The organism is Aquamicrobium sp. LC103 (genome assembly GCF_001014615.2).
Lineage (GTDB): Bacteria > Pseudomonadota > Alphaproteobacteria > Rhizobiales > Rhizobiaceae > LBCQ02.
The window spans coordinates 148,051-171,196 of sequence record NZ_LBCQ02000011.1 but is presented as its reverse complement, the minus strand read 5'-3'; the positions used below and the strand labels follow the sequence as shown (position 1 = coordinate 171,196).

General features: G+C 65.7%; 28 protein-coding genes. 12 read left to right on the top strand and 16 right to left on the bottom strand.

Annotation, left to right across the window (positions count from 1 at the left end; all coding sequences use genetic code 11):
• Nucleotides 1–137 precede the first annotated feature (137 nt).
• From XW59_RS21345 to XW59_RS21335, 3 genes are read left to right on the top strand one after another with little or no spacing between them, the layout of a single operon-like run.
• A complete protein-coding gene (locus XW59_RS21345; RefSeq protein WP_047147786.1) occupies nt 138–1,091 on the top strand; it encodes a tripartite tricarboxylate transporter substrate binding protein in 954 nt (317 codons plus the stop codon).
• A 10-nt stretch (nt 1,092–1,101) separates the two neighbouring features.
• Complete coding sequence (locus XW59_RS21340; RefSeq protein WP_047147623.1) at nt 1,102–1,626, top strand: tripartite tricarboxylate transporter TctB family protein; 525 nt, start codon at nt 1,102–1,104, stop codon at nt 1,624–1,626.
• 12 nt (nt 1,627–1,638) lie between these two features.
• Nucleotides 1,639–3,168, top strand: coding sequence for a tripartite tricarboxylate transporter permease (locus XW59_RS21335; RefSeq protein WP_047147624.1), 1,530 nt, complete (start codon nt 1,639–1,641; stop codon nt 3,166–3,168).
• Nucleotides 3,169–3,330: 162 nt separating this feature from the next.
• Here XW59_RS21335 and XW59_RS21330 read toward each other — a convergent pair whose 3' ends face one another.
• The 5 genes from XW59_RS21330 to XW59_RS21310 all read right to left on the bottom strand — a co-directional run bounded on the left by XW59_RS21330 (nt 3,331) and on the right by XW59_RS21310 (nt 7,489).
• Nucleotides 3,331–4,686, bottom strand: a complete 1,356-nt coding sequence (locus tag XW59_RS21330) for an MATE family efflux transporter (RefSeq protein ID WP_136068411.1) — start codon at nt 4,684–4,686, stop codon at nt 3,331–3,333.
• Between the two features lie 142 nt (nt 4,687–4,828).
• On the bottom strand, nt 4,829–5,338 hold the full coding sequence (gene msrB, locus XW59_RS21325) for a peptide-methionine (R)-S-oxide reductase MsrB (RefSeq protein ID WP_047147626.1): 510 nt from the start codon (nt 5,336–5,338) through the stop codon (nt 4,829–4,831).
• 206 nt (nt 5,339–5,544) lie between these two features.
• Nucleotides 5,545–6,105 (bottom strand): fasciclin domain-containing protein, encoded by a 561-nt coding sequence (locus XW59_RS21320; protein ID WP_047147627.1) that lies wholly within the window; start codon nt 6,103–6,105, stop codon nt 5,545–5,547.
• 131 nt (nt 6,106–6,236) lie between these two features.
• Nucleotides 6,237–6,953, bottom strand: a complete 717-nt coding sequence (locus XW59_RS21315; protein ID WP_136068399.1) for an anti-sigma factor — start codon at nt 6,951–6,953, stop codon at nt 6,237–6,239.
• The gene (locus tag XW59_RS21310) at nt 6,950–7,489 is read right to left on the bottom strand and encodes a sigma-70 family RNA polymerase sigma factor (protein WP_137327070.1); all 540 of its coding nucleotides are present in this window, start codon (nt 7,487–7,489) and stop codon (nt 6,950–6,952) included. Before XW59_RS21310 ends, XW59_RS21315 begins: the two co-directional genes overlap by 4 nt.
• Nucleotides 7,490–7,595: 106 nt before the next feature.
• Between XW59_RS21310 and argB the strand changes: the two genes are divergently transcribed.
• On the top strand, nt 7,596–8,489 hold the full coding sequence (argB, locus tag XW59_RS21305) for an acetylglutamate kinase (protein ID WP_047147630.1): 894 nt from the start codon (nt 7,596–7,598) through the stop codon (nt 8,487–8,489).
• A 5-nt stretch (nt 8,490–8,494) separates the two neighbouring features.
• On the opposite strand, the gene XW59_RS21300 is transcribed toward argB, so the two are convergent.
• A complete protein-coding gene (locus tag XW59_RS21300) occupies nt 8,495–9,292 on the bottom strand; it encodes a hypothetical protein (RefSeq protein WP_047147631.1) in 798 nt (265 codons plus the stop codon).
• Nucleotides 9,293–9,295: 3 nt separating this feature from the next.
• A complete protein-coding gene (locus XW59_RS21295) occupies nt 9,296–10,066 on the bottom strand; it encodes a hypothetical protein (protein WP_047147632.1) in 771 nt (256 codons plus the stop codon).
• 202 nt (nt 10,067–10,268) lie between these two features.
• On the opposite strand from XW59_RS21295, the gene XW59_RS21290 reads away from it, so the two are divergent.
• Nucleotides 10,269–10,607, top strand: a complete 339-nt coding sequence (locus XW59_RS21290; RefSeq protein WP_047147633.1) for a hypothetical protein — start codon at nt 10,269–10,271, stop codon at nt 10,605–10,607.
• A 178-nt stretch (nt 10,608–10,785) separates the two neighbouring features.
• On the opposite strand, the gene XW59_RS21285 is transcribed toward XW59_RS21290, so the two are convergent.
• Together XW59_RS21285 and XW59_RS21280 are read right to left on the bottom strand one after the other, a co-directional pair.
• Complete coding sequence (locus XW59_RS21285; protein WP_137327069.1) at nt 10,786–11,691, bottom strand: DMT family transporter; 906 nt, start codon at nt 11,689–11,691, stop codon at nt 10,786–10,788.
• 115 nt (nt 11,692–11,806) lie between these two features.
• On the bottom strand, nt 11,807–12,589 hold the full coding sequence (locus tag XW59_RS21280; protein ID WP_047147635.1) for a GGDEF domain-containing protein: 783 nt from the start codon (nt 12,587–12,589) through the stop codon (nt 11,807–11,809).
• Between the two features lie 111 nt (nt 12,590–12,700).
• On the opposite strand from XW59_RS21280, the gene XW59_RS21275 reads away from it, so the two are divergent.
• Both XW59_RS21275 and XW59_RS21270 read left to right on the top strand, forming a co-directional pair.
• Entirely contained in the window at nt 12,701–13,411 is a 711-nt protein-coding gene (locus XW59_RS21275; RefSeq protein WP_047147636.1) for a pyrimidine 5'-nucleotidase, read from the top strand.
• Entirely contained in the window at nt 13,408–14,274 is an 867-nt protein-coding gene (locus tag XW59_RS21270) for a DUF817 domain-containing protein (protein WP_047147637.1), read from the top strand. The genes XW59_RS21275 and XW59_RS21270 overlap by 4 nt, the downstream gene beginning before the upstream one ends.
• An 8-nt stretch (nt 14,275–14,282) precedes the next feature.
• Here XW59_RS21270 and XW59_RS21265 read toward each other — a convergent pair whose 3' ends face one another.
• Nucleotides 14,283–15,125: an LOG family protein gene (locus XW59_RS21265; RefSeq protein WP_136068401.1), complete on the bottom strand. Its 843-nt coding sequence runs from the start codon at nt 15,123–15,125 to the stop codon at nt 14,283–14,285.
• 155 nt (nt 15,126–15,280) lie between these two features.
• On the opposite strand from XW59_RS21265, the gene dapD reads away from it, so the two are divergent.
• From dapD to XW59_RS21245, 4 genes are all read left to right on the top strand, one after another.
• Entirely contained in the window at nt 15,281–16,135 is an 855-nt protein-coding gene (gene dapD, locus XW59_RS21260; RefSeq protein ID WP_047147639.1) for a 2,3,4,5-tetrahydropyridine-2,6-dicarboxylate N-succinyltransferase, read from the top strand.
• 39 nt (nt 16,136–16,174) lie between these two features.
• Complete coding sequence (locus XW59_RS21255; RefSeq protein WP_246666161.1) at nt 16,175–16,543, top strand: DUF805 domain-containing protein; 369 nt, start codon at nt 16,175–16,177, stop codon at nt 16,541–16,543.
• 89 nt (nt 16,544–16,632) lie between these two features.
• Complete coding sequence (gene dapE, locus XW59_RS21250; protein ID WP_047147641.1) at nt 16,633–17,820, top strand: succinyl-diaminopimelate desuccinylase; 1,188 nt, start codon at nt 16,633–16,635, stop codon at nt 17,818–17,820.
• A gap of 2 nt (nt 17,821–17,822) precedes the next feature.
• Nucleotides 17,823–18,416 (top strand): hypothetical protein, encoded by a 594-nt coding sequence (locus XW59_RS21245; protein WP_047147642.1) that lies wholly within the window; start codon nt 17,823–17,825, stop codon nt 18,414–18,416.
• On the opposite strand, the gene XW59_RS21240 is transcribed toward XW59_RS21245, so the two are convergent.
• Complete coding sequence (locus XW59_RS21240) at nt 18,411–19,595, bottom strand: MFS transporter (protein ID WP_047147643.1); 1,185 nt, start codon at nt 19,593–19,595, stop codon at nt 18,411–18,413. The two genes, XW59_RS21245 and XW59_RS21240, sit on opposite strands and share 6 nt — an antisense overlap.
• Nucleotides 19,596–19,643: 48 nt before the next feature.
• On the opposite strand from XW59_RS21240, the gene XW59_RS21235 reads away from it, so the two are divergent.
• Nucleotides 19,644–20,204 (top strand): Lrp/AsnC family transcriptional regulator, encoded by a 561-nt coding sequence (locus XW59_RS21235; RefSeq protein WP_047147644.1) that lies wholly within the window; start codon nt 19,644–19,646, stop codon nt 20,202–20,204.
• Here XW59_RS21235 and truA read toward each other — a convergent pair.
• From truA to XW59_RS21210, 5 genes are all read right to left on the bottom strand, one after another.
• Entirely contained in the window at nt 20,188–20,931 is a 744-nt protein-coding gene (gene truA, locus XW59_RS21230; protein ID WP_047147645.1) for a tRNA pseudouridine(38-40) synthase TruA, read from the bottom strand. The genes XW59_RS21235 and truA overlap by 17 nt on opposite strands.
• Nucleotides 20,931–21,431, bottom strand: coding sequence for an N-acetyltransferase (locus XW59_RS21225; RefSeq protein ID WP_047147787.1), 501 nt, complete (start codon nt 21,429–21,431; stop codon nt 20,931–20,933). The genes truA and XW59_RS21225 overlap by 1 nt, the downstream gene beginning before the upstream one ends.
• A complete protein-coding gene (gene fmt / locus XW59_RS21220; protein WP_047147646.1) occupies nt 21,428–22,363 on the bottom strand; it encodes a methionyl-tRNA formyltransferase in 936 nt (311 codons plus the stop codon). Before fmt ends, XW59_RS21225 begins: the two co-directional genes overlap by 4 nt.
• 84 nt (nt 22,364–22,447) lie before the next feature.
• A complete protein-coding gene (locus XW59_RS21215; RefSeq protein ID WP_246666160.1) occupies nt 22,448–22,834 on the bottom strand; it encodes a PIN domain-containing protein in 387 nt (128 codons plus the stop codon).
• Nucleotides 22,831–23,118, bottom strand: a complete 288-nt coding sequence (locus XW59_RS21210; protein ID WP_047147788.1) for a plasmid stabilization protein — start codon at nt 23,116–23,118, stop codon at nt 22,831–22,833. Before XW59_RS21210 ends, XW59_RS21215 begins: the two co-directional genes overlap by 4 nt.
• Nucleotides 23,119–23,146 lie beyond the last annotated feature (28 nt).

The window sequence follows — 23,146 nt, the reverse complement described above, 5'->3', positions numbered from 1 at the left end:
CCCTTCGCCGGGATTTACGGTTGCCGCCGTTACTGTAGACTTCAGCAGGATCGCATGGCGGCTCGCCCTGCATGCAGGAATTGGGATCAACGTTCATCGCCGGCCCGCGCCGGCCAACCATCGTCTGGGAGGACACAATGAGAAGAATCGCACTCGCCACCGCCGCGGCGCTTTTTTCGGCGACCGGCGCCTTCGCGCAGATGGCCGAGTTGAAGATCATGGCGCCCGCCGGTCCCGGCGGAGGCTGGGACCAGACGGCCCGCACGATCCAGTCGACCCTGCAGGCGGAAAACCTCGCCAAGAACATTCAGGTCGAAAACGTCGCCGGTGCCGGCGGTACGATCGGCCTGCAGCAATTCGTCAACAATTCCAAGGGCGATGCCGGCGCGACCATCGTCGGCGGCTACGTCATGGTCGGCGCCATCATCGCCAACGATTCGCCCGTGAGCCTGGCCGACGTCACGCCGATCGCGCGGCTGACGGGCGAATATGTCGTCGTCGTCGTGCCGGCGGCGAGCGAGATCAAGGATGCCAAGCAGCTCGCCGAGGCGATCAAGGCCGATCCGGGCTCGGTGACTTGGGCCGGCGGCTCTGCCGGCGGCGTCGACCACATCGCCGCAGGCATGTTCGTCAAGGCGGCCGGCGTCGCGCCGGAGGAGATCAACTACATCCCCTATTCGGGCGGCGGTGAGGCGCTGGCGGCGCTTCTCGGCAACCAGGTCACGGTCGGCATCTCCGGCTACAGCGAATTCGCCTCGCAGATCGAGGCCGGCGCGCTGCGCGTCATCGGCATCACCGCGCCGGAGCGCCAGGACTATCTCGACGCACCGACCTTCGTCGAGCAGGGCTATGACGTGGACGTTCAGAACTGGCGCATGATCGCCGGCGCGCCCGGCCTCAGCGACGAGCAGCGCGAGGAACTCACCACGACGATCCGCACGATGGCCGAATCCGAGACCTGGAACAAGGAGCTCGAAACCAAGGGATGGGTGAACACCTATCTCGACGGCGCCGATTTCCAGACCTATCTCGAAGACGAGATCGAACAGACGGCCGCCATCCTCGCCGAACTCGGCATCAGCCAGCAATAGGACGGGGTCCGTGGCTTCCGAAACCCGGGAGGTCGGCGAAAGCCGGCCTCCGCACGAACCGGGCACGCCGGATTTCGGTGGCCTCGCCATCGCGATCGGCCTCGCCGCGATGGCGGCCCTGATCTGGTGGGACGCATCCAGCTATCCGGTGCGACGCAGTTACGCCCAGTTCGGCCCCGAGATATTCCCCTTCCTCGTCGCCGCCGGCCTCGCCGTCTTCGCCGTCGCCACCGTCTTCCTGGCGGTTCGGCGGCGATTTCCGCCGCGCGAGGAGATGACCTATCCGCCGGTCATCTGGGTCGCGGGCGCGGTCCTGGCGGAGATCGCCATCCTCACCTTCGGGCTCGGCTTCATCCTGGCATCCGGCACGCTGTTCGGCTTCGCCGCGCGCGGCATGGGCCGGAAGCCGCTATGGCTGACCGTCATCGTCGGCATTCTCTTTTCCGCCGTCCTCTACATCCTTTTCCGCCTCGGTCTCGGCCTCTCGCTGCCCACCGGACCGGTTGAAAGGACGCTCGTCGGCCTCTTCCGCTAGGGACCATCAGCCATGGATACGTTCTCCCTGCTTCTCGACGGCCTCGCGGTCGCGGCCCAGCCGATGAACCTGCTCTTCGCGCTGATCGGCGTCGTCCTCGGCACCGCCGTGGGCGTCATGCCGGGCATCGGTCCGGCGCTCACCGTGGCGCTGCTGCTGCCGGTCAGCCTCTCCTTCGGCGCCACCGGCTCGATGATCATGTTCGCCGGCATCTATTACGGCGGCATGTATGGCGGCGCGATCTCGTCGATCCTGCTCAACACGCCGGGCGAGACGGCGTCGATCATGACCGCGGTGGAAGGCAACCGCATGGCCCGCGACGGGCGCGGCGGCAAGGCGCTGGCGGCGTCGGCGATCGGCTCGTTCTTCGGCGGGACCGTCGCCACCTTCGGCCTGGCACTCGTCGCTCCCTTCATGGTCATGGTGGCGCTCTCCTTCGGGCCGGCCGAATATTTCGCGCTGATGGTTCTTTCCTTCATGACCGTCTCGGCGGCCTTCGGCGGCTCCGTCGCACGCGGGCTCACCGCGCTCTTTCTCGGCCTCGCCATCGGACTCGTCGGCATCGACAAGCTCACCGGCCAGGCCCGCCTCGCCTTCGGCGTTCCCGAACTGCGCGACAACATCTCGATCGCGGTCATCGCCGTCGGCCTCTTCGCCATCGGCGAGACGCTCTACATCGCCTCGCAGAAATTCGACGTGAACGAGAAGGTCGAGGCGGTCAAAGGCTCGGTCTGGCTCACCTGGCAGGATCTGAAACGCTGCATCAAGCCCTATCTGCGCGGCACGATCCTCGGCTTCGGCTTCGGCCCGCTGCCGACCGGCGGCGCGGAGATCCCGACCTTCCTTTCCTACTCCGCCGAGCGCAAACTGGCGAAGGGCGTCGCCCGGGAGGAATTCGACAACGGCAAGGGCGCGATCGAGGGCGTCGCCGGCCCGGAATCCGCCAACAACGCGTCTGCGGCGGGAACGCTGATCCCGCTGCTCACCCTCGGCCTGCCGACGTCTGCCACCGCCGCGATCATGCTCGCCGGCTTCCAGCAATACGGCCTGCAGCCGGGACCGCTCCTCTTCACCAACAATCCGGACCTCGTCTGGGGCCTGGTGGCGAGCCTCTTCATCGCGAATTTCATGTTGCTGATCCTCAACCTGCCTTTCGTCGGCATCTGGGTGAAGCTCCTGATGATCCCGCGGCCATGGCTCTATGCCGGCATCCTCACCTTCGCCACGCTCGGCATCGTCGGCGCGGAAGGCTCGGTCTTCTCGCTGATCCTGCTTCTGATCTTCGGACTGATCGGTTTCGTCATGCGGCGCTTCGGCTATCCGCTCGCGCCGGTTCTCGTCGGCGCGATTCTCGGCCCGCTCGCCGAGGAACAGCTGCGCAGGGGCCTGATGATCAATCGCGGCGACTGGACGTTCCTGTTCAACTCGCCGATCGCGCTGACGATCTACGCGATCGCGATCGCCGCCGTTCTCGGTCCGGTGATCTGGCGCGCTCTGGCACCCAAGGGAGCCAACACCGCCTTCGCGATGGATGGCGACTGAGAGCGGAGCGCGAAGCAGGCACACTCCACCGTGAACGGGGAGGATCCAGATTGCTGACGGCCGCCGTGCCGGCTCCTCCCCTGAGAAGCAGGGAAAGAGGGTCGCCGAAGACGGTGGAGGGAAGCGGAATTGCGGGAGTACCGGCAAAAGCGGGGAAGCCCCTCAGTGTACCGCGACCGTCGGCTGCCGCATCGACTTGCGCATCAATCGGTCACGCCGCAGCCAGCGCGCGATCAGCAGCACCGCCACCACGGCGAGCCCGGTGGACAGTCCGATCCAGATGCCGACACCGTCGAGACCTGCCCGGAAGGCGAGCCAGACGCCAAGCGGCAGGCCGACGCCCCAATAGCCGAATGCGGCGTAGATCATCGGTATGGTGGTGTCCTGCAACCCGCGCAGCATGCCGCTGCCCACCGCCTGCGCGCCGTCGACGATCTGGAACAGCGCGGCGAGCGCGAGGAAGGTCGCCGCCAGCTCTATCACCGGAAAATTCAGCGGATCGGAAAGGTCGATGAAGGCCATGATGAGCAGGCGCGGCTGGAACAGCATCACCAGCGCCATCGCCGCCATGAAGCCCACGCCCATGACAAAGGCCGTCCAGCCGGCACGCGTAATGCCCTCACGATTGCCGGCGCCATAGGCGCGCCCCACCCGCACGGTCGCCGCCTGCCCCATCCCCATCGGCACCATGAAGGCGATCGAGGCGATCTGGATCGCGATCGCGTGGGCGGCCAGCGAGACCGTGTCGATCAGCCCCATCAGAAGCGCGGCCGCGTTGAAGATCGTCACCTCGAAGACGAGGATGCCGGCGATCGGCAGGCCGAGCCGCAGCAATTCGCGGAAGCGTGGCCAGTCCGGCCGCCAGAAGCGGCCGAATATGTGGTAGCGGCGGAATTTCCTCTCCAGCACGACCACGCCCGCCAGCCCGGCGAACATCAGGAAGCTCGAAAGCGACGTCGCGATCCCCGAGCCCACGATGCCGAGCGCCGGAAAGCCGAGATTGCCGAACATCAGGCACCAGTTGGCGAAGACGTTGAAGGCGACGCAGGCAAAGACAATGACGAGCGCCCAGCCCGGCCGCTCCAGCGCCGAGATGAAGGAGCGCAGCACGATGTACCAGTAGAAGGGCAGGAGCGCCCATTGCATCGCACGCACATAGGAGCCGGCCATCGCCGACAGCCCGGGGTCCTGCCCCATCGCCCGGAGGATATGCTCCGCGTTCCACAAGAGCAGCCAGATCGGCAGGGCCGCGAACATGGCGACCCACATGCCCTGGCGCACCGTGCGGCGCACGTCGCGGACCGAATGGCGCTTGCGGCCGATCTCGAAGGAGACCATCGGCGAGGTGGCGAGGATGAGGCCCATGCCGAAGATCATCGGCGAGAAATAGAGGTTGGCACCCAGCGTGCCTGCCGCCAGCGCGTCCGGGCTGAGGCGCCCCATCATCATCACGTCGGTCGCCGTCATCGCGGTCTGGCCGAGATTGGTCAGGATCATCGGCCAGGCAAGCAGCAGCATGGCGCGTATTTCGGCGCGCCATGGTTTCGGCTCCGCCGCGGTCGTTGCAGCAAATTCAGACATGCTCCGCTCATTAGGGAGCGGCTGCGAGGATGTAAGAACCAGCGCCGACCTTGTCTTGGCTCAGCCGGACAGGCCGGTCCTACGCCGTGGCCGGTTTGAAGGTCATCGCCACGCCGTTGATGCAATGGCGCAGCCCCGTCGGCTGCGGGCCGTCGTCGAAAATGTGGCCGAGATGACCGCCGCAGCGGCGGCAATGGCATTCGTTGCGCGTCATGAAAAAGGAGTTGTCCTCCCTCATGCCGACGGCATGGGGCTCGGCATCCCAGAAGCTCGGCCAGCCGGTTCCGGAATCATACTTCTTTTCCGACGAATAGACCGGCAGGTCGCAGCCCGCGCAATGAAACACGCCCTTGCGCTTCTCGTCGTTCAGCGGACTGGTGAAGGCGCGTTCTGTTCCTTCCTCGCGCAGCACCTCGAACTGGGCGTCCGAGAGGAGCGCACGCCATTCCTCGTCCGTTTTGGTGATCTCGAAAACCTCGGCCGAAGCGGCAAGCGCGGCGCGCGGCGAACGCAGCGACCACAGTGCGCCGCCAGCGCCGGCAAGAACGACGGCGCCCGCGCCGCCAAACAGAACTTCTCGACGTCTCATTGTCGGATCTCCCGAATATCCCGCACGAAACATACACTCTGTCGCAGCCCACGACGCAATCAATTGGAATTGAAGATTGCGCCGCTTCGCCTCACGGCCCGAAAAAGGCCCCGCCTCGCTCACCGTACCCGAAGAGGAAGCGGGCGGGGCGAGACGGCCGGCACGGCAGGAGCTTCGCGCCGCGCCGGCCGGTTGCCCGGACGGTCCTAGGCCTTGGGAAGAAGGACCTTGTCGATCACATGAATGACGCCGTTCGACTGGTCGACATCGGCAATCGTCACCGTCGCCGTGCCGCCGGTCTCGTCCGTCAGCATGATCTTGTCGCCGTCCATCTTCGCCTTCAGCACGCAGCCGCCGACAGTCTTCACGTCGTGCTCGCCGCCGTCGTCGGAGATCATCTTGCCGATGGCGTCCGACATGGCATCGGCCGCGACGACATGGCAAGTCAGCACCTTGGCGAGCTGTTCCTTGTTCTCGGGCTTCAGGAGCTTGTCCACCGTGCCGGCGGGAAGCGCTTCGAACGCCTCGTTCGTCGGCGCAAAGACCGTGAACGGTCCCTCGCCCTGCAGCGTCTCGACCAGGTCCGCGGCCTTCACGGCCGCGACGAGCGTCGTGTGATCCTTCGAATTCATGGCGTTCTCGACGATGTTCTTGTCGGCAAACATCGCCGCGCCGCCGACCATCGGGTTGTCCTTGGCGAAAGCGAACCCGGCAAAGCTGCCGACGGCAAAGGTGGCCGCGACGATCGTGGGAGTGGTCTTGCGCATGTCGTATCTCCTCGGATGCTCTCCCCTTCATTGGGGCGCGTGCAGTTACGGGAGATCGGACGGCGATGTTTCACATGCAGGCGTTTTCGCCGATAAGCTTTTCGTGATCGGGCGGCGCGGCTGGCAATATTTCAAATATTCCGCAGGTCGCCGGTAGCCACGACGGGTCCGGTGGGCTGGCCGGTCGAGGAGCCACCCTGGGGCTCGAGACTGATGGCGAGGAGAGCCCCGGCCGCGATTCTCGCCCGCAGTTCCGGCGAGACGGGAAGTTGAACGGTTGCGCCGATGGGTATGACACCCAGAGAAACCGGAGGCTCGGCGCCTTCGATCACCCACAACTCGAAATCGCTCCCCTGCCCCCGGTCGCCGGTGACATGCGAAAGCCCGAGCGAACCCGCCGCCGGATCATATACGGCGAGGTAGCGCACGCCCGTGCTGTCTTCCGCCAGCGAGGCCGCTAGCCGGCCAGGCGGCTCGGTCGGCATCGGCGCAAGCAGCGGCACCGCGACGGAGATCGCGAGAAGGGCGATCGCGGCGGCGGCAAGCGCGCGCCAGAAGGCGATGCTGTGCAGCCATCCGCCGTGCACCGGCGCGGTTTCCGCACTGGAAAAGAGCCGCGCGTCGAGCGCCTGCTTGACGGAGGGAGGCGGCTCGACCTCGTCGTAGTCGGCATCGAGAGGAGACAGGCGCGCCTGCCATGCCTCGACGAGCCCCGCGAAGGCTGCGTCCTGTTCGACACCGCGGGCCGCCTCCCGGCGTTCCGCGTCGGACAGCACGCCAAGCACATATTCGGCGGCCAGCAGATCGTCGCCGCCGTTTTCGCGATTGCCTTCGTCCGTCGCCGTCATCGCTCCAGACATTCCTTGAGTTTCATCAGGCTGCGCCGCAGCCAGGTCTTCATCGTATTGAGGGGCACGCCATGTCGCTCGGCAAGCTGCGCATAGCTCTCGCCCTTGAGATAGGCGCCGCGCACGGCCTGCGCCCTGTCCTTCTCCAGCTCATCCAGGCAGCGGTGGATCCTCGCCTTCTCGCCCGCCGCCACCGCCATTTCCTCCGGCCCGGAGCCCGGGTCGGCGACGTTGAGCGCAGCGTCGATACCGGCGGTTTCGCGCCGCCTTGCGCGCAGCCTGTCGATCGCATGGTTGCGCGTCACCGCGACCAGCCAGGAAATCGGGCTCAGATCAGACACTGCATAGCGGTCGGCCTTCGTCCAGATCTTGACGTACACCTCCTGCAGCGCCTCCTCGGCCTCGGCCCTCTCGCCCAAGACACGAAGGCATACGCCGAAAAGTTTCGCGCTCGTCTGCCGGTAGAGCAGATCGAAGGCGGCGCGATCCTTCATCGAAGTCCGCACGATCAGCTTCGAGATATCCGGCGATCCCATGGATGATGAAACTAGCGCCGAGGCGCCGATTTGCAATGCGAGACCATTTGCCCGCGGAACGCTTTCCCGTTATTAGAGCGCGACCCGTTTCTGGCCGAGGACAATCATGACGGAACCTCTCGACACCGCCGAGCAGCAGGCAAGCCTTCTTTCGGCGGCCCTGCCCTTCATGCAGCGCTACGAGAACAAGACGGTGGTCGTGAAATATGGCGGCCATGCCATGGGCGACACGGAACTCGGCAAGGCCTTCGCGCGCGACATCGCGCTCCTGAAGCAGTCCGGGGTCAATCCCATCGTCGTGCATGGCGGCGGTCCGCAGATCGGCGCGATGCTCACCAAGATGGGCATCGAATCCAAATTCGAGGGCGGCCTGCGCGTCACCGACCGGAAGACCGTCGAGATCGTCGAGATGGTACTGGCCGGCTCGATCAACAAGGAGATCGTCGCCCTCATCAACGCCGAAGGCGAATGGGCGATCGGGCTTTGCGGCAAGGACGGCAACATGGTCTTCGCCGAGAAGGCGCGCAAGACCGTGACCGACCCGGATTCCAACATCGAGCGCGTGCTCGATCTCGGCTTCGTGGGCGAGCCCGTCGAGGTCGACCGCACGCTGCTCGACCTCCTCGCCCGTTCTGAAATGATCCCGGTGATCGCGCCGGTGGCACCGGGGCGCGACGGCCACACCTACAACATCAACGCCGACACCTTCGCCGGCGCCATCGCCGGCGCGCTCTCCGCCTCGCGGCTCTTGTTCCTCACCGACGTTCCGGGCGTGCTCGACAAGGACAAGAAGCTGATCGACGAGCTGACGGTCGCCGAGGCCAGGGCGCTGATCAGGGACGGCACGATCTCCGGAGGCATGATCCCCAAGGTCGAGACCTGCATCGAGGCTATCGAGCGCGGCGTCGAAGGCGTCGTCATCCTCAACGGCAAGACGCCGCATTCGGTGCTGCTGGAACTCTTCACCGAGCACGGCGCGGGCACGCTGATGCTGCCTTAGGACGGCTACTGGGCGACGGCCTCGGCCTGTGCACCGGCTTCGGCGACCGTCACCCGGAAGAAGTCGCCCTGTATCAGGAATTCCTCGACGCCCGCCTGCGTCGCCGTGAACACGATCGCGCGCGCGGGCGTCTCGCCCTTGCAGAACTTGCTGTTGCGCCGAGCGAGACCGCCGTCGGAGAACGTGCCGGTCTGGGTCACGGGCAGCGCATTGGCGACGTCGGGCCAGTCACGCGGCAGCTTGCCGCAATCGCCGCGCTCGGAGTGGATGATGCGGCTTTCCCCGACGGTGATCTGAAACTCCGGCGTATAGTCGACGAGCGGCGCGTCGGCAGGCACCAGGCTCCACGGCCGCCAGTCGGAGGCGAGCAGCGCACCGCTGCCTACCCCGAGGCAGAACAGCAGCGCCCCGCCCGCTGCCGTCCGCATGTCGAACCATGCGAGGCCGCGTTGTCCGCCGGTCGCCTGCGCCGCCGTGCCCGCCGGCACGGCCGGCTCGTTGTCCTCCTCCGCCTCACGTGCCTGCCGGTAGAGCGCATGCCAGCGCGCCGCAAGCGCCGGATCGTCGTCGACGCCGAGGAGCTGTTCCAGTATCCGCAGGCTGCGCAGGCGCGGAACATGCCGGCCCGAACGCCAGTTGTTGAGGTTGCGCATTGCGGTGTCGAACTCCCGCTGCGCGCCATTGTTGGACAATTCGCAGAAGCGGGCCGCCAGAGACGCCGTGTCGACGAAGCCGGCGCGGTTGCACAGCTCGTCCAAAAGGACGTTCCAGCGATTGATGTGGTCGTAGCGTTGTTCGGACATGTCTCACTTCCCCTCGTTTGCAGCTTCCGGCTTTATGGTCACCACGTCGACCTTGACGTAGTCGCCGAACAGCCTCAGCTCCGCGGTTCCCGGCGCGATGCCGGTGAACCTCACACCCCTGACAAGTTTCTCCGCTGTGCAGCGCCGCACCACCTTGCGGACGAGCCCGCCGTCGGTAAGGGCACCGTAAGGCGTCTGCGGCAGCGTGGCGGCGATCTCGTCCCACTCGGGCGCCTCGCTCTCGCAGCTTTCCAGCGCGCCGTGGATGAGGTGGCTGGTTCCGACCGGAATCCGCACATATCCCTCGAAGCTCACCTGCGGCAGCGCCGCCAGCGCGGCGTGCCTGCTGCTGGCCATGGCGGCGTAGACCGCGCCGGAGCCGAGAAGCAGGGCCATGCCCGCCAGCGCCCAGCCAGTCGGGACGCGCCGCCCGGCGTGTCCCATGGCCTGCGGCGCGACATGCGCGTCGCTCGTGTCGTCCGCCATTGTCGCGTGGCGATAGAGCGTCAGCCACCGGCGTTCCAGCTCGGGATCGCCGTCCACCTCCAGCAGTTGCGCCAGCGTGGCTAGGTTGCGCCGCAGCGGCAACCGCCGGCCGGCGCGCCATGCACGCAGCTTCTTCTTCGCGGCCTCGAAGTCCTGGCGCGAATTCTTGCCGAGGCGGGCGCACAGCTCGCTTGCCGGATCGTTGTTGTCATACCAGCCGCGACGGTTGCACAGCGCATCGAACAACTCGTGCCAGGTGTCGAAATCGCCCCAGCCTCCTGCGCTCATGCCCAAAGCCCCCCCCGACAGTCCTTTCGGTATTTTCCGTCAGTTTCCGGGAATGGCAAGCGAGCCCGACGCGGCTTTTTCCGTAGTTTCCGGCAATGACCGCATTTTGCGCGGGACGAGGATCGAAAATCGCACAAGCTTTGCGCGACGAACGGGCGCGTCCGCGCTCGCGTCGCAGGCAACCATCAAGGGAATATAGAGCATGTACCATCGCCTCGCACTCCTGCTACTCGCTCCACTCGCCGGCTGCGTCAGCGCCGGCAGCGCCGACAAGACCGTCGAGCTTTCCATTGGGGAGACGAAACATCTCACCGCCTATCGAGCGGATGGCTGCGGCGCCGCGCCGCCGAGCTTCGACACGGTCTCGAGGCGCCTGCCTCGGTCAGGCATCGTCTCCTATTCGGACGGCGGCCTTTCCAGTCGCGTCAGTGACCAGTGCAAGACGCGGGTGCCCACACGTGCCGTCAACGCGACAGGCGTCAGGGCCGGGTCTGAGGTGAAGCGCTACCAGTCGGGTACGGTCGCGATCGTCGTCAGGTAGTGTCCACGATCTGAGCCGTCCTCCACGAGAGACTAAGGCGCGCGTGCCGGGCTCCGGGGAGCCTTCGTATCGCATTCGCCGCCGATACCGGCCATGGCGACATGGCCGTTCGATCCGGCTCGCAGCTGCTGATGAGGCCCCATCGGAGCCGTGAGCCGGATCCTTTTGCCGCCGGGGATTATCCCGCCAGCACCAGCACCACGATCCCCGCCACGATCAGGATGCAGCCGGCGGTCTCGATGCGGTTGATCTTCTCCTTGAAGAAGAAGACCGAGGCGGCGAAGGTGAACAGCATCTCTATCTGCGCCAGCGCCTTGACCACGGCCGCCTGCTGCAGGGTCATCGCCATGAACCAGCCGAAAGAGGCGGTCGCTCCGGTCAGTCCCGTGAAGAGCGCTGGCTTCCACGCCTTGGCGATGCGGCCGATCTCGTCGCGCTCGCGCCACAGCATCCATATGGCCATCACCGCGCTCTGCAGGGTGATCGTCCAGGCGAGCGTGACGGCCGCCTGCATCATGAAGTTCGGCCCGCCGAGCGAAAGCGAGGCGGCGCGATAGGACACAGCGGAAATGCCGAAGAAGGTGCCGGAGGCAAGCCCGATCAGGGCGTTGCGGGCGAAGACGGAGGCGACGAGGTTGCGCAGCGTCAGATGCATGTGCGCGACCGAGATCAGCATCACCCCGAAGACGCTGATCGCGATCGCCACCAGCGCACCCGCCGTCACGCGCTCGCCGAAGAAGATCAGCGCGAAGAGCGCGGCCTGTGCCGGCTCGGTGCGCGAATAGGCGGTGCCGACCGCGAAATTGCGATGCGAGAAAAGGTGGATCAGCAGGAAGGTCGCGGTGATCTGGCCGAGCCCGCCGATCACGACCCAGCCGAGAAAGCGCGCATTCGGCGCGGGCAGCGCATAGCCGGCGACCAGATGCAGTCCCGCCACGAAGGCGAGCGCGAAAGGCAAGCCGAAGCCGAAGCGCACGAAGGTCGCCCCGGTCGTGCCCATCACGGCTTTCAGATGCTTCTGCGCGGCCGAGCGGAGGTTCTGCAGGAACGCCGCAGCGATGGTTATCGGGATCCAGAGTTCCATGGGGAGAAGGCGCTGGGTGCTCGGTGAAACGGTTGGTCGACTGACTAAGCCATCGCGGCCGTGCCCGCAATGGCTGGCCCATCGTTGGAGCGCAACTGCGCCCAGCCGTTCTCGCCTATGCCGCGGCCGAAACCGAGCCGTCGAGCACGACACGGTTGCGGCCGAGCCGCTTCGCTTCATAGAGGCGGCCGTCGGCCGCCCGCATCAGGTCCGATAGGCCCTGCCGGGGGCGATGCGGCGTACCGCCGATGCTGACCGTCAGCGGCAGGACCGCGTCATCATCGGGAAAGAAGCGCAACCGCTCAACCGCCTGCCTGAGGCGCTCGGCGGCCTGGGCTGCCTCTTCACCCTCCACGCCGGCGAGGAAGACGGCGAATTCCTCGCCGCCGATTCGCCCGAGCAGGTCGCCCTCGCGCACCGCGCCGCGGATGGCCGCGCTGATCAGACGCAACGCCTCGTCGCCCTTGAGATGGCCGAAATTGTCGTTGATGGCCTTGAAATTGTCGGCATCGACGATGAGCAGCGTGCCGGCGTCGGTGCGCCTCCGGCTCTTCTCCAACGCGGCAAAGAAGGTCTCGCGGTTGAGCAGGCCGGTCATCTCGTCGCGCCGCGCCTTCTCCGCCAGGCGCGCATGCGCCTCCGCAAGCGCGGAGTGGGCGTCCTCGAGGCGCAGATGCGTCGCCTTCAGCTCGGCGAGCGCCATGGCGAGCCTTTCCTTCTGCCAGAAGGTGTAGGCGCTCGCCGGCCAGGCGATCACGAGCGGACAGAGGATCGACATCAGTATCGCGTTGCCGTCGACGCTTCCGCCCAGTGCCGGCACCATCACCGCCACGATCAGAAGCGACGCCGCGGCCGAGCCCAGCGCCGCCACGGTGGAGTTCAGGATTATCCGCTGCATCGAAGACGTTTCCCCCATGGGCGGCGGTCATGCCACGACAAACGTGAACCGAGCGTTTCCGTCGGGCTAAAATTCGCGCCGGCGCGCCCGAATCCATGTTAACGATGCGCCATGACCAACGCACCCGATCCCCGCCGCTTCACCCAGATCACCGACTGGGTCTTCGACCTCGACAACACGCTCTATCCGCATCATTCGAACCTGTTTTCCCAGATCGACGTGAAGATGACGGCCTATGTGTCGGAGCTGCTGCAACTGCCGCGCGACGATGCGCGCAAGCTGCAGAAGGAGCTCTATCTCGAATACGGGACGACGCTGAACGGGTTGATGGAACGTCACAAGATCGACCCGGACGACTTCCTCAACAAGGTGCACGACATCGACTATTCCTGGGTCGATCCCAACCCGAAACTCGGCGAGGCGATCAAGGCGCTGCCGGGACGCAAGTTCATCTTCACCAATGGCGACCGGGGTCATGCCGAGCGGACCGCCCGCCAACTCGGCATCCTCGACCATTTCGACGACATCTTCGACATCATCGCAGCCGGGCTCCTGCCGAAGCCGGCAGCCGCCACCTACGACAAGTTCGTCGCGCTGCATCGGATATCCGGCCCAAACGCGGTGATGTTCGAGGATCTGGCGCGCAACCTCGCCGTGCCGAAGGCGCTCGGCATGACGACCGTGCTCATCGTGCCGAACAATTTCGAGCCGACATTCACCGAGATATGGGAACGCGACGCCGATCATGAAGACGACGTCGACTATGTCACCGACGATCTCGCAGGTTTTCTGTCGTCGATCCTGAAAGCGCCGCCCGCTTGAAGCGCTTCACCTCGCTCGAGGCGCGGATCGACGCGGCCGCGCATGCCGTCCTCGACAGGCTGCCGGCGTCAGGCCTGTCGGGCGGGCTGGTCGAATTCCTCGTCTTCGGGCTGAAGCAGGCCTGGGCCTGCCTGTTCGGCGGGGCGATGCTGGCGCTCATCATCGGCACGCGGCTCTTCTGGCCGGACGATGTCGTGCTTGCGCGCTACGATTTCCTGTTTCTGGCCGCGCTCGGCATCCAGCTCGCCATGCTGGCCTTCAGGCTGGAAACGCTGTCGGAAGCCAAGGTCATTCTGATCTTCCATATCGTCGGCACGGCGATGGAAATCTTCAAGACGCAGGCCGGCTCCTGGATCTACCCCGAAGACAGCTTCTTCCGCATCGGCGCGGTACCGCTCTTTTCAGGCTTCATGTATGCCGCGGTCGGCTCCTATCTCGCCCGGATCACGCGCATCTTCGACATGCGCTATACGCGCTATCCGCCGTTCTGGGCCACGGTGGCGCTGGCTGGCGCCATCTACGTCAATTTCTTCGCCCATCATTTCACGCTCGACATCCGCTACGGGCTCTTCGCCGCAACCGCCATCCTTTATCTGCGGACGACCGTGCACTATCGCGTCTTCCGCTTTCGCCACCGCATGCCGCTGCTCGTCGGCTTCCTGCTGGTCTCGCTCTTCATCTGGTTCGCCGAAAACATCGGCACATGGTCGCGAGCGTGGGTCTATCCCAGCCAGAACGAGACATGGACGCCGGTCTCCATCCAGAAGCTCGGTGCCTGGTATCTCCTGATGATCATATCCTTCGTGCTGGTGACGGTGGTTCATCGCCCCCAGGGACCGGAGGACGCCGACGCCATGCGGTAGAAACGCGGTCAGGCGATATCGTAGAACTTCGCCAGGATCTCCCAGGCCTCATCCGCCGTATCCACGGCATCGATGAGGTCCTGGTCGCCGGGCGAGATCGTTCCCTGCTCGGCGAGGAAATCGAGATCGATGGCGCGAGACCAGAATTCCTTGCCGAAGAGGATGACCGGCACGCGCTGCATCCGCCCGGTCTGGATCAAGGTCAGCGTCTCGAAGAACTCGTCCATCGTGCCGTAGCCGCCTGGAAACACCGCCACGGCCTTGGCGCGCATGATGAAATGCATCTTGCGCACCGCGAAATAGTGGAAGTTGAAGCAGAGTTCGGGCGTCACATAGAGGTTCGGCGCCTGCTCGTGCGGCAGCACGATGTTGAGGCCGATCGACGGCGCGCCGCAATCGGCCGCGCCCCTGTTGCCCGCCTCCATCACGCCGGGCCCGCCACCGGTCACTACCACATATTCGCGGTAATAGGATTTCGCCGAATGCTCGGAGCAGAGCCGCGCGAATTTGCGCGCCTCCTCGTAGTAGCGGCTGTTGGCTTCCAGGTTCTTCTTCTGCGTCTCGTTCTTGGCCGCCCAGGCCTGACCGCCCGGCTCGGGAATGCGGGCGCCGCCGAACAGCACCACCGTCGAGCGCACGCCGCGCTCCGCCAGAATCATCTCCGGCTTGAGCAATTCGAGCTGCAGCCGCACCGCGCGCAGCTCGCGTTGGGTCAGGAATTCCTCGTCGTCCCAGGCCAGCCTGTATGTCTGGGAGCGCGTCTGCGGCGTGTCGGGAACGCTGCGCGCGCGCTGGAGATCCTCATCCGAATGCGGAAGAGGCGTCCAGCCGGTTTTTTCCATGGGGTTCATTTGAATCTGCACCGTATCGTTGCGCCTCTGCCCAGGGCGCGTCCCGTGATTGACCCTTTTCGGCGCATGGAATAGTTTCCGCGCCAATTGCGGGTCGACTTGCCCTCCCAGCCTAACGGCTACCCCCTTAACAGCACGTGTAACGGAGCTTTTTGATGACCAAAACGGATTTCGCGGCCCTGGAGAAGACCATCGACAAGGCCTTCGACGAGCGCGATGCTGTGAACACCGGCACGCGCGGCGAAATCCGCGAGGCGGTCGAGACTTCGCTCGAACTGCTCGACAAGGGCCAGGCGCGCGTCGCCGAACGCCAGGGCGACGGCCAGTGGACCGTCAACCAATGGCTCAAGAAGGCGGTACTGCTCTCCTTCCGGCTCAACCCGATGGAGATCATCAAGGGCGGGCCGGGCGAATCCGTCTGGTGGGACAAGGTCGCCTCCAAATTCGACGGCTGGTCGCCGAACGAGTTCGAGAAGGCCGGCTTCCGCGCGGTGCCGAACTGCGTGGTGCGCCATTCGGCCTATATCGCTCCCGGCGCGGTGCTGATGCCCTCCTTCGTCAATCTCGGCGCCTATGTCGGCGAGGGCACGATGGTCGACACCTGGGCGACCGTCGGCTCCTGCGCGCAGATCGGCGGGAACGTGCACCTGTCGGGTGGCGTCGGCATCGGCGGCGTGCTCGAACCGATGCAGGCCGGCCCGACCATCATCGAGGACAATTGCTTCATCGGCGCGCGCTCCGAAGTCGTGGAAGGCTGCATCGTGCGCGAGGGCTCCGTGCTCGGCATGGGCGTCTTCATCGGCAAGTCGACCAAGATCGTCGACCGCGAGACCGGCAACATCACCTATGGCGAGGTTCCGCCCTATTCCGTCGTCGTCGCCGGTGCCCTGCCCGGCAAGCCGATGGGCAATGGCGAGCCCGGCCCGAGCCTCTACTGCGCCGTCATCGTCAAGAAGGTCGACGAGAAGACCCGCTCGAAGACCTCGATCAACGAACTCCTCAGGGACTGACGAGCCCTTTCAGGCGCCATGCAGCCGGAGCATCACAATTTGAGCAAGAACCAGATCCTTTGGCTCTTCTTCGGCTTTTCGGGCCGCGTCAGCCGCGCGGCCTATTTCCTCGCCGGCCTGTTCCTCGCCATCGTGCAGGTGTTCCTGCTCTATCGCTTCAGCATGGTGCCGGAAGAGAGCGCGGCGAGCCAGTTCTGGGCGCTCGCCTTCTGGGTGGCCGTGATCGTCTCGATCTGGTCGAACGTCGCGCTCGGCGTCAAGCGGCTGCACGATTTCGGCAAGCCCGGCATTCTCGCCGTCGCGCTCTTCATTCCGGTCGTATCGATCATCGCCTATGTCGTGCTCTGCCTTCTGCCGGGCGACCGCGGTCCCAACATCTATGGCGTCCACACCAACGCGCCGCGCTGAGCATGATGGCTGCGTCCGGCGTCTGGCCCATTCGAGGAGCGGACACAGCAGCGTGACAGCCGGCTTTCTTTCGAATATCCGTCGTTGCCATGACATTGCCCAAAGACCCCGCTGAAAACCTCGCCGCCCTCATCCGCTGTCCGTCGGTGACGCCTGCCGAGGGCGGCGCGCTCTCGGCGCTGGAATCGATGCTGAAGCCGCTCGGCTTTTCGATCGACCGCCCCACCTTCTCCGAGGACGGCACGCCCGACGTCGAGAACCTCTACGCGCGGCTTTCGGGCAACGGCCCGCATCTCATGTTCGCCGGGCACACCGATGTCGTTCCGATAGGCGACGAAGCCGCGTGGACGCATCCGCCTTTCGCGGCCGAGATCGCCAATGGCGAGATGTACGGCCGCGGCGCGGTCGACATGAAGGGCGGCATCGCCTGCTTCATCGCCGCGGTCGCACGCTATGTCGAAAAGCATGGCGGGCCGAGGGGCTCGGTCTCGCTGCTGATCACCGGCGACGAGGAAGGCCCGGCGATCAACGGCACGGTCAAGCTCCTCGATTGGGCGGCGAAGAAGGGCGAAACATGGGACGCCTCGGTCGTCGGCGAGCCGACCAATCCGCAGGCGCTCGGCGACATGATCAAGATCGGCCGGCGCGGTTCGATCTCCGGCACCGTCGTCGTCCATGGTCGCCAGGGACATGCTGCCTATCCGCACCTCGCCGACAATCCGGTGCGCGGCATCGTCACGCTGGTCGACGCGCTGCTTCACCCCGCCTTCGACGAGGGCACGAAGGACTTCCAGCCGACCAACCTGGAAGTGACCACCATCGACGTCGGCAATCCGGCGGCCAACGTCATTCCCGCCAAGGCGACCGCCTCCTTCAACATCCGCTTCAACGACAGCTGGACGGCCGAGACGCTGCAGGCGGAGGTTCACAACCGGCTCGACCGCGCCGCCTCGGACACGAAGCTGCGCCCCGGCCGCGACGAGAACATCGAGTTCGAACTGATCTGGCGCGCGCCGCCGAGCCCGGTCTTCCTCACCCGCGACGACAGGCTGGTCGCCGGCCTGACCAAGTCGATCGAGGCGGTGGTGGGTCGCACGCCGCGGCTTTCCACCTCCGGCGGCACCTCCGACGCACGCTTCATCAAGGATTATTGCCCGGTCGTGGAATTCGGCCTCGTGGGCCAAACGATGCACATGGTGGACGAGCGCGTGGCGCTTGCCGATCTCGAAACGCTGACGCAAATATATCTGCGGTTCCTGGAAGACTGGTTCGGATAGAAATGCCGCCCGCCGAAGACATACAGCGCTACCTCTTCGGCGTCTGGCGAATGATGACCGGCCGCCCCGACGGCCTGCGGATGCTCGACCTATCCGTCGACGGCTTTTGGAATTCCTTCTCCGCGATCGTCGTCGCACTGCCGGCCATGCTTGCGGGCTGGGTACCGATGGCCAATGACGCGTTTGGCCCGGACGTGCCCTTCGCCGCGCGTCTCGCCCATGTGGTCAGGCTGGCCATCATCGACCTCGGCTCATGGGTTATTCCGCTCGCCATATTCGTCACGGTTTCCGGCTATGTCGGGCTCAAGGACCGCGTGATCCCCTATGTGGTCGCCAGCAACTGGGCCTCGGCGCTGCTGATCTGGTTCCTGCTGCCCGTCTCGGTCATCGATCTGTTCTGGCCTGGCGCCAGGGACGCCACCTCGGTTCTCGCCCTCGTCATCTTCCTGGTGACGCTGGTGCTGTTCTGGCGGCTCACCAATGTGGCGATCGCCAAGGGGCCCGCGATGGCCTCCGCCGTCTTCGCCGGCATGTTCTTCGCCTCCCTCCTGGTCCTGTTCGCGCTGCAGGAGCTTTTGGGCGTGCCGCCGCTATAGGCTTCGCGGCCGCGGAGCGAGCGCCGCCGCGGCGGCGGCAATCAGCATCAGGCCGGAAGCCACGATGGCGAGGAAGCCGAGGCCGTTCGCCGAATAGAGCGGGCCGAAGCCGGCGGTTCCGGCAAACAGCGCAAGATATGTCACACCACTGTTCAACCCCATGATGGCGCCGCGGCGCGTGGGGTCGAGCGCGGTCAGGCGCATGATCAGCACGTTCAGCCCGAAATGGTTGGCGAGCCCCCAGAGCAGCACCATGACGAGCATGACGGCGTAGCTTCCGGCGGCGAAAGCCATGGCCGCGTAGACGGCCGTCACCACGAGGAAGATCGCCGGCAGGAGGCGGCTCGCGGCGAAGCGGTCGATGAGCCCGTCGAGGAACACCGCGCCGCCGAAGCCGATGCCATAGGCCAGGGCGACAAGACCGTTGGCGCTGAGGCTGAGCCCGAGCGCGTCGTGCAGATGGTCGCCGACATAGGCATAGACGCCGTAGAACGAGGCCATGAAGGCCGCGCATGCGACGAGCAGCGCCGCCACACCCTTCACGCGCAGAGCCTCGAACGGCGATGGCGCGGTGGCGGCGCGCGGCGCCTCGCCGAACGCGGTGAGCGAAATCGCGCCGAGCACGACGAGCGTTGCCGTCGCGACGACGCCATAGACGAAGCGCCACCCGAAAAGATCGGCCAGCACCGCCGCCAGCGACACGCCGGCCACCATGCTGAGCGTCCAGCCGGTAAGCACGATGCCGATCGTCTCGCTTTCGCGTCCTTCGGGCGCCACCACGGCGGCGAGCGTGTAGATCGCCGGCAGGGCGATGCCGGCGGCAATCCCGGTGACGAACTGGGCGGCGACCAAGGTCGCGAGCCCCGGAGCGACGGCGCTCAGCACCAGCCCGACGGCGAACAGCATAAGCGAGACCCTCAGCATGGCGCGGGGCCCGAAGCGGTCGATCACCCGGCCGAGGAAGAAGGCGCTCGCCGCCGTTCCAAGCCCGAAGACGGCCGAGGCCGACATCACCGCCGGCACGTCCGTGCCGAGCGCGTTCGCGACCTCGGGCGCGATCGGACCCAGGGCGAGCGAGTTTGAGCCGATGACGCCGATGCAGGCGGTCAGCGCATAGGCGATCGCGGGAATCCCCGGGCGGCGGGAGGAAGCAGATATCTGTTGATCAAAATTCGTCATTACCTCATTATTACCGAATGAAATTCGGCTACAATCGGGAATATCGAGATGGATGAAAAAACAGATGTCGTTCGGCTGAAGCGCCCGGCCGAACGCGCGCTCGACGCCATGGACCGAAAATTGTTAGGCGCTTTGATCGAGGACGCCACGGTCAGCTATGCCGAACTCGGCGACCGGGTCGGGCTCTCGCCGCCGGCGGTGCATGAGCGCGTCAAGCGGCTGAAACGTTCCGGCGCGATCAGGAAGATCGCCGCCCTGATCGATCCGGACGCGGCGGGCAAGCCGCTCCTCGCCTTCGTTCATGTGGACACGACCGGCTGGGGCAAAACGCCGGTGCTGCTCGCCATCGAGGAGCACCCCGAGGTGGAGGAAATCCATTCCGTCGCCGGCGACACCTGCATGCTGCTCAAGGTGCGCACGGAAAACGCCCACGCCCTTGAAGGGCTGCTGGCGCGGCTCTACGACACGCCCGGCGTCAAGGCGACACGCAGCTACGTCGTGCTTTCCACCTATCTGGAACGGCCGGTGCAGGCCGGCGTGACGACCCAATGGCCGGCGCTCGCCAAGCTGGCGCAGGCGGGGCTCGAGGCGGTCAGTAGTCGACCCTAGTGAGGTAGAGCCCGTCCGGCGGCGAGACCGGGCCGCAGGCCGCCCTGTCCGCCGCCTTCAGCGCAGCCTCGACATCGCCGGCATCCCACGCGCCCTCGCCGACGCGCTTCAGCGTACCGACCATCGAGCGCACCTGATTGTGCAGGAAGGATCGAGCCGAGGCGCGTATCTCGATCAGGTCGCCGTCGCGCGTCACGTCGAGCCGGTCGAGTGTGCGGACCGGGCTGTTCGCCTGGCATTGCACGGAGCGGAAGGTGGTGAAGTCGTGCCGGCCGACGAGCCGCTGCGCGGCCTCGTGCATGGCGCCCTCGTCCAGAAGCTTGGGCACGTGCCAGATCTTTTTGCGCATGAGCGCCGCCGACGCGCGGCGGTTCAGTATGACATAGAGATAATGCCGGGCCGTCGCGGAGAAGCGTGCGTCGAAATCATCCGCAACCAGGCTCGCCGCCAGAACCGAAACCGCATCGCCGGCCATCGCAAGATGGGCGTTGAGCGCGCCCTGGACCTTGTCGGGGTCCCAGCCCTTTTCGAGGTCGACATGGGCGACCTGACCCGTCGCATGTACACCGGCATCCGTTCGGCCGGCGCCGCGGATCGTCACTTCCTGGCCGCAGAAGCCGAGGATCGCCTTCTCGATCGCCGCCTGCACGGACGGCAGCTCCGCCTGGCGCTGCCAGCCGGCATAGGCGCTGCCGTCATATTCGATGTCGAGGCGGTAGCGCGGCATCAGATGGCGGAGAAGGCGGCGGCATAGACGAGCCGCCCCGTGGCAGGCGCGTCACTCCAGGCCAGTGCCTGCAGCGCATAGCCCTGATAGTCGCTGCTGAAGCCCGCCGCCCTTTCGTGGCTGTAGCCGAACCGGCCGTAATAGGCCGGATCGCCGAGCACGACCGAAAGCGCCTCGCCGGCAAGCCGCAAGCGCCGGTGCGCTTCCTCGATCATCACGCTGCCGACGCCCTGGCCGCGATATTCCATGTCCACCGCGACGGGCGCGAGCGCCACCGCCTGAAAGCTGCGGTTCGCCGTCTCCACGCCGAGCCGTGAAAACAGGACATGGCCGACGATCCTGCCGTCGCGCTCGGCAACGAGTTCCAGCACGTCGTCGCCATCGGCCACCAGACGGTCGACCAGATCGGCTTCGCCCGCCTGGCCAAAGGCATGCGCCACGACATTGCGGATCGCCTCGCGGTCGGCCTCGCGGACCTCGCGGATCAGAGCATGGGTCATCGCAAGCAATCTCCCGGTTCGAGTTTCGCCCCGCGCAGGAAATCCACCGCCGCCAGCGGCTTGCCGCCGGCGCGCTGCAGCTCGAGGAGCCGAACGGCGCCTTGCGCGCAGGCGATCGCCAGCGTCCCGTCCAGCACCTCCCCGGGCTTGCCCGCGCCTTTCACCTGTGTTGAACGCAGCAGCTTCACGCGCTCGACCTTGCCCCCGAGTTCCATCTCGCACCATGCGCCGGGAAAAGGCGAGAGGCCGCGGATATGATTGTGCACCTCGTCCGCCGGCCGATTCCAGTCGATGCGGGTTTCCTCCTTGGCGATCTTTTTCGCGTAGGTCGCGCCTTCCCCGGGCTGCGGCGCAAGCTCGAGCGTTCCGGCATCGAGCGCCGCGAGCGCCTTCCCCATCAGCCCCGCGCCGACAGCCATCAGGCGGTCGTGCAACTCACCGGCCGTCATGTCGGCGCCGATCGCAACGCGCTCGGTCATGGCGACGGGACCCGTGTCGAGCCCCTCGTCCATCTTCATGACCATCATGCCGGTCTCGGCGTCGCCCGCCATGATGGCGCGCTGAATGGGAGCCGCGCCGCGCCAGCGCGGCAGGAGCGAGGCATGACCGTTGAAGGCACCGAAACGGGTGCCTTCGAGAATCGGCTTCGGCAACAGCAGGCCGTAGGCGACGACCACCGCCACATCGGCTCCGAGGTCGCGGAAAGCCTGCTGCTCCGGCTCGCTTTTCAGCGAAGCGGGCGTGCGCACCTGAGCACCCAGTTCCTCGGCCAATCGGTGGACCGGCGATCTGGTGAGCTCGAGTCCGCGCCGGCCGGCCGGACGCGGCGGCTGCGAATAGACGGCGGCGATCTCATGCCCGGCATCGGCGAGCGCGCGCAGGGTCGCGGCCGAGAATTCCGGCGTTCCCATGAAGACGACGCTTAATGACATGCCGCTACCTGCCCTGTTAGCGATCTTTTCCGAAAACCGATTGCGGCTCAGACACCCGCTTCAAACGGGTTTACGAGCTTCAGGTCAAGCCCATCGAAGTCGCGCGTGTTGCGCGTCGCGAGCGGCGCCATGGGCAAGGCAGATCGCGGCGATCATGGCGTCGCCGACACTTGTAGGTCGACCTTCCCGCTCGCGAGCCGCCCGCAGCCTGCCAGCAACAAGTGGCGTTTCACCATCAAAGTTCAGCACCTGGTTGCGAAATTTCTCGCTCAGCAACTCTTCGAGGATGCGTACATAGCGATCCGATCCGGTTCTTAGACGAAGCTTCTCAGCTCCGAATGCCTGCTCCATTACCACTGGCCCGCAAAGGAAAAGCTCCGCCAGCTCCTGCCGTTTGAACCAGTCGCGGACACTGACGTCCGGCTGAAGTTTGCTCACCTCGGAGATGACATTCGTGTCGAGCACTATCATTCGAAATCCGGCAAAGGCCGCCCGAAATCCCGTTTTCTCTCCGCCTCGATTTCATCCATCACCTTGGAGAAGGTATCGTCCTCTTCGTCATCCGGTCGAAGAATGGCCCGCAACTGCTCCCAAGCGGATTTGCCTTCTATTTCAGCGGTATTTCGTCGGGCCAAAAGGCCTTGGCGCAAAATGTCGATCGCCTCCGCGGAAAGACTATTGCCGTCTTTCGCGGCCTCCTCGGCGAGTTCATGTCTCAGTGCGTCCGGAATGTTTCTGATCAGCAGGTCGCCCATTTGCGCCTCCATCGGTTGATATCAACGA